The 5,500-nt window shown below is 66.7% G+C and carries 4 protein-coding genes; 3 read left to right on the top strand and 1 reads right to left on the bottom strand.

Features of this window, described 5'->3' with window-relative positions:
• Positions 1 to 6: 6 nt before the first annotated feature.
• Positions 7 to 768, bottom strand: a complete 762-nt coding sequence (locus ACFVJ5_RS18940) for a metal-dependent transcriptional regulator (RefSeq protein ID WP_379221651.1) — start codon at positions 766 to 768, stop codon at positions 7 to 9.
• Between the two features lie 101 nt (positions 769 to 869).
• On the opposite strand from ACFVJ5_RS18940, the gene ACFVJ5_RS18945 reads away from it, so the two are divergent.
• From ACFVJ5_RS18945 to ACFVJ5_RS18955, 3 genes are all read left to right on the top strand, one after another.
• Positions 870 to 1,838 (top strand): bifunctional riboflavin kinase/FAD synthetase, encoded by a 969-nt coding sequence (locus tag ACFVJ5_RS18945; RefSeq protein ID WP_379221653.1) that lies wholly within the window; start codon positions 870 to 872, stop codon positions 1,836 to 1,838.
• Between the two features lie 127 nt (positions 1,839 to 1,965).
• Positions 1,966 to 2,235: a 30S ribosomal protein S15 gene (rpsO, locus tag ACFVJ5_RS18950; RefSeq protein ID WP_056811493.1), complete on the top strand. Its 270-nt coding sequence runs from the start codon at positions 1,966 to 1,968 to the stop codon at positions 2,233 to 2,235.
• A gap of 399 nt (positions 2,236 to 2,634) precedes the next feature.
• Positions 2,635 to 4,908: a polyribonucleotide nucleotidyltransferase gene (locus tag ACFVJ5_RS18955; protein ID WP_379221655.1), complete on the top strand. Its 2,274-nt coding sequence runs from the start codon at positions 2,635 to 2,637 to the stop codon at positions 4,906 to 4,908.
• Positions 4,909 to 5,500 lie beyond the last annotated feature (592 nt).

The raw sequence follows: 5,500 nt of genomic DNA on the forward strand, positions 1-5,500 counted from the left end.
CCAGGACTAAGCGGTGAGCCAGATCGCTTCGGCGGCCAGGGTTCCCAGCTCGGTGGGGGCCTCGGACGAGGCGATGCGGACGGCGATGGTACCGGCGAAATCGCGGCGTTCGGCTACTTCGATGGTGGTGTCGAGAGCGATGCCGACGGAGTCGAAATAGCGCAGCATCGCGGGGTCGGAGTCGGAAATGCGGGCCACCCGGCCGGATTCGCCGGCGGCGAAGTCGCTGAGCTGGCGAGCGGGGGGCGTGGGCACGGCGCCGTCGGTGGAGGGGATGGGGTCGCCGTGCGGGTCGCGGTCGGGGTGGCCGAGTTTGGCGTCGATGCGGGACATGAGCAGGTCGGAGACGGCGTGTTCGAGTACCTCGGCCTCGTCGTGCACTTCGTCCCAGCCGTAGCCGAGTTCGTTCACCAGGAAGGTCTCGATCAGCCGGTGGCGGCGCACCATCGCGACCGCGGCGCGACGGCCGTGTTCGGTCAGGGTGATCGCGCCGTAGCGGGCGTGCTCGACCAATCCCTGATCGGTGAGCTTGCGCACCGCCTCCGAGACCGTCGAGGCCGACACGCCGATCCGCTCGGCCAGTAACTTGGTCGAGACCTTCTCCTGCGACCACTCCTGGGCGGTCCAGATGACCTTCAGATAATCCTGTGCCACCGCCGACAGTTCGGGCGCGATCGTGGCGGCGAGTTCGGCCTGCTCGGCGGGTTGCGTCAGCGCGCTACGGGTCGCGACATCTCGTTTAGCTGGCACATCACCAATGTTAGGCATCCCTGGCCCGAATGACACATCGACGAACCGGCACGCCGCGCACCGGCGATCCGGTCACACCGGAATTCTGTTCGGGCACCGCTTTGCGTAGGCTTCGCTCTGTGCAGAGATGGCGAAGTCTCGACGACGTGCCCGCGGACTGGGGGCGTTGCGTTCTCACGATCGGCGTGTTCGACGGGGTACATCGGGGGCACGCGCAGCTGATCAGCCGTGCGGTCGCCGCGGCGGGCAAGCGTGGCGTGCGCTCGGTTCTGATGACCTTCGATCCGCACCCGATGGAAGTGGTGCGACCCGGTTCGCATCCCGCACAGCTGACCACGCTGACCCGCCGCGCGGAGCTGGCCGAGGAGCTCGGGATCGACGTGTTCTGCGTGATGCCGTTCACCCAGGAATTCATGAAGCTCACCCCGTCCGAATACGTGCACGACCTGCTGGTCGAACGTCTGCACGTCACCGAGGTCGTCGTCGGTGACAATTTCACCTTCGGCAAGAAGGCCGCGGGCACCGTCGACACGATGCGCGAACTGGGCGAGCGGTTCGGCTTCGAGGTCGACGGGGTGACTCTGCTCGGCGAACACGCCGTCACTTTCTCCTCCACCTATATCCGGGCCTGTGTCGACGCGGGCGATATGGCCGCGGCCGCCGAGGCGCTGGGTCGCCCGCATCGCGTCGAAGGCGTCGTCGTGCACGGCGACGGTCGCGGTCGCGGGCTCGGTTTCCCGACCGCCAATGTCGCCCCGCCGATGCATGCCGCGATCCCGGCCGACGGGGTGTACGCGGGCTGGTTCACCGTGCTCGGGGCAGGCCCGACCATCGGCAACGCCGCACCCGGCGAGCGCGCGATGGCCGCGATCTCGGTCGGCACCAACCCCACGTTCTCGGGCCGCTCACGGACCGTCGAAGCGTTCGTCCTCGACGGTGAGGCCGACCTCTACGGCCAGCACGTCGGTGTCGATTTCGTCGAACAACTGCGCGGGATGCGCAAATTCGACTCCATCGACGATCTGGTCGAGGCCATGAGCCGAGATGTCGAGGCCGCGCGCAAAGTCCTCACCGCCGCCGACGCCTGAGGCCGATTCGGTAGCGCGTTCGAGCGTCCGGTAAAGTGGCTCCTCGGGTTTGCTGCGGTCCGCGGTGGCGCCCATCCCGGGTAACCGGACCTTCGAGCGCGGAACTGAAAAATAGGAGTCGAGCCACATGGCGCTGACCACTGAGCAGAAGTCGGCAATTCTCGCCGAGTACGGCCTGCACCCCACCGACACCGGCTCGCCGGAGGCGCAGATCGCGCTGCTGTCGAAGCGGATCTCGGACCTGACCGAGCACCTGAAGCAGCACAAGCACGATCACCACACCCGTCACGGCCTGCTGGCCCTGATCGGTCGTCGTCGCCGCCTGTCGAAGTACCTGCAGGCCAACGACATCAACCGCTACCGCTCGCTCATCGAGCGCTTGGGTCTGCGTCGCTGATCTGAATCGGACACGCCTCCTCGTCGAGGCGGTCGACACCTGGCCAACGGGAAGAAGTACACTTCTTCTCGTTGGCTATTCGTGTATTCGGGGACCATCGGGTTCCCGGCTGCATTACAACATGTGACAGCCGTGTGCATCCGTCCGCGTGGCGTCGGTCTTCGGTAGTGGCCTTTCGGCAGGCGTTTCTTCTCGCCGCCGTCGGGCTTCGATCGATGACCGCCTCCGCGTCGCCGCTTCCAAGGGGATACGGCCGGGTGCTGCGCGTGGACGCCAGGAGGGTTTCCACGTGTCCGTGTCCGGTACGGCTGACGACAGCTGGGTTCGCGCCCACCATGGGAAAAGTACGCATGGAAACGGCAGCGCGACCAGCGAGACGAGAGGTCGAGAGAAGAAAATATGACGCAGACAACTGAACGTACTTCGACTGCGGTCGAGGTCGAGCCCGGTGTTTTCGAGTCGGTCGCGCTGATCGACAACGGTAGCTTCGGCACCCGCACCATCCGCTTCGAGACCGGCCGTCTGGCCAAGCAGGCCGCCGGCTCCGTCGCCGCCTACCTGGACGACGAGACCATGCTGCTGTCGGCGACCACCGCCGGCAAGTACCCCAAGGACCAGTTCGACTTCTTCCCGCTGACGGTCGACGTCGAAGAGCGCATGTACGCCGCGGGTCGCATCCCCGGCTCGTTCTTCCGTCGCGAGGGTCGCCCCTCCACCGACGCGATCCTGACCTGCCGCCTGATCGACCGGCCGCTGCGCCCGACCTTCATCGACGGTCTGCGCAACGAGATCCAGGTCGTCGTCACCGTGCTGAGCCTCGACCCCAAGGACCTGTACGACGTGGTGGCCATCAACGCCGCTTCGGCGTCGACGCAGCTTTCGGGCATCCCGTTCTCCGGCCCGATCGGCGGCGTCCGCGTCGCTCTCATCGGTGAGCAGTGGGTCGCGTTCCCGACCGTCGAGGAGCTCGAAGGCGCCGTGTTCGACATGGTCGTCGCGGGCCGCGTCACCGACACCGGCGACGTCGCCATCATGATGGTCGAGGCCGAGGCCACCGACAAGGTCATCGCGCTGATCGAAGACGGTGCGCAGGCGCCGACCGAGGCCGTGGTCGCCCAGGGTCTGGAAGCCGCCAAGCCGTTCATCGCGCGCCTGGTCCGCGCGCAGGCGGACCTGGCCGCGCTGGCTGCCAAGCCGACCCAGGAGTTCCCGCTCTTCCCGCCGTACGGCCCCGACGTGTTCGAGGCTGTCGAGGGCACCTCGAAGGTCGAGCTGAACCAGGCGCTGAGCATCGCCGACAAGCAGGCCCGCGAGGCCCGCATCGATGAGGTCAAGGCCGAGGTGCTCTCGCGTCTGGGTGAGGACTTCACCGGTCGTGAGAAGGAACTGGGTGCCGCGTTCCGCTCGGTCACCAAGAAGCTGGTGCGTCAGCGCATCCTCACCGACGGTTTCCGCATCGACGGCCGTGGCCTGGCGGACATCCGTCAGCTCTCCGCCGAGGTCGACGTGATCCCGCGCGCCCACGGTTCGGCGCTGTTCGAGCGTGGCGAGACCCAGATCATGGGCGTCACCACCCTCGACATGGTGAAGATGGCGCAGCAGGTCGATTCGCTCGGCCCGGAGACCTCCAAGCGCTACATGCACCACTACAACTTCCCGCCGTTCTCCACCGGCGAGACCGGTCGCGTCGGTTCGCCGAAGCGTCGCGAGATCGGCCACGGCGCGCTCGCCGAGCGTGCGCTGATGCCGGTGCTGCCCTCGCAGGAGGAGTTCCCCTACGCCATCCGTCAGGTCTCGGAGGCGCTGAGCTCCAACGGCTCCACCTCGATGGGTTCGGTCTGTGCCTCGACGCTGTCGCTGCTCAACGCCGGTGTGCCGCTGAAGGCGCCGGTCGCGGGTATCGCCATGGGCCTGGTCTCCGACACCATCACCAACGACAAGGGTGAGGACGAGGTCCGCTACGTCGCGCTCACCGACATCCTCGGCGCCGAGGATGCCTTCGGCGACATGGACTTCAAGGTTGCCGGCACCCGTGACTTCGTCACCGCCCTGCAGCTCGACACCAAGCTCGACGGCATCCCCTCGCAGGTGCTGGCCGGTGCGCTGAACCAGGCGCACGACGCCCGCACCACCATCCTGGACGTGATGGCCGAGGCCATCACCGACCCCGACGAGATGAGCCCCTACGCCCCGCGCGTGACGGCCATCAAGATCCCGGTCGACAAGATCGGCGAGGTCATCGGGCCCAAGGGCAAGATGATCAACCAGATCACCGAGGAAACCGGCGCCAATATCTCCATCGAAGATGACGGCACCGTGTTCGTCGGTGCGACCGATGGGCCGTCGGCCCAGGCCGCGATCGACATGATCAACGCCATCGCCAACCCGCAGCTGCCCAAGGTCGGCGAGCGCTTCCTCGGCACGGTCGTCAAGACCACCGCCTTCGGTGCGTTCGTGTCGCTCCTGCCGGGCCGCGACGGTCTGGTGCACATCTCCAAGCTGGGCAACGGCAAGCGCGTGGCCAAGGTCGAAGACGTGGTCAACGTCGGCGACAAGCTGCGCGTGGAGATCGCCGATATCGACAACCGCGGCAAGATCTCGCTCGTCCCGGTCGAGGACGAGGCCGCGGCCGCCGAGCCGGCCGCCGTCGAGGAGACCGCCGACGCCGAGTAGGCGTCGCTCCTGCTGACTGTCGAAACCCCCGCCGTTGTACGGCGGGGGTTTTGTCGTTCTCGGGCCTCGGACATGTCCGTGACCTGGATCACGATGATGCAACGGTGATGCAACGTTGCGTCGCCTAGTGTGGCCGGACACAGTACGAATCTGTGCCGACAGCCGTGCTGCCGCCCACTCGGAGCGCCGCGCCGACCGCTGTCGTCTCGGCGTACGCGGTCGGATCGCTGGACCGTTCTCAGCGCCGAAAAGTGAGTCCCCCCGCCGTGATTTTGACTGAATCTGGTCCGGTTTATTATTGAAACGAATACGCTTCTCCTCGTGTTCGGACGCGTGTTTCAGGTGTCGGGGTTGACGATGGAGGTCGGGAGATAACCGAGTCATTGCTGGTTGCGTGGCGGCGAGCCGGATTGCCGCGATCGTGTCATAGCCGATCGCACTGAATCCGGTGTGAGCGGGCGGATTTCGGGCAGGGTGCCCGAGGTTGGCCGCCCCCGCGCCGATCCACCCCACCCCGGCGCTAGCCGGGAGTTCCGAGAGTTTGTGCGGCCGCGTGGCGTTACCCGGGGCCGGTAATGGAAGGCAGTGTGCG

The organism is Nocardia sp. NPDC127606, from assembly GCF_042671725.1.
Classification (GTDB): Bacteria; Actinomycetota; Actinomycetes; order Mycobacteriales; family Mycobacteriaceae; genus Nocardia.

Bases quoted from the DNA above. Each gene is read 5' to 3' on its own strand.
- ACFVJ5_RS18940 (WP_379221651.1), bottom strand. From the start codon at position 768: ATGCCTAACATTGGTGATGTGCCAGCTAAACGAGATGTCGCGACCCGT.
- rpsO (WP_056811493.1), top strand. From the start codon at position 1,966: ATGGCGCTGACCACTGAGCAGAAGTCGGCAATTCTCGCCGAGTACGGC.
- ACFVJ5_RS18955 (WP_379221655.1), top strand. From the start codon at position 2,635: ATGACGCAGACAACTGAACGTACTTCGACTGCGGTCGAGGTCGAGCCC.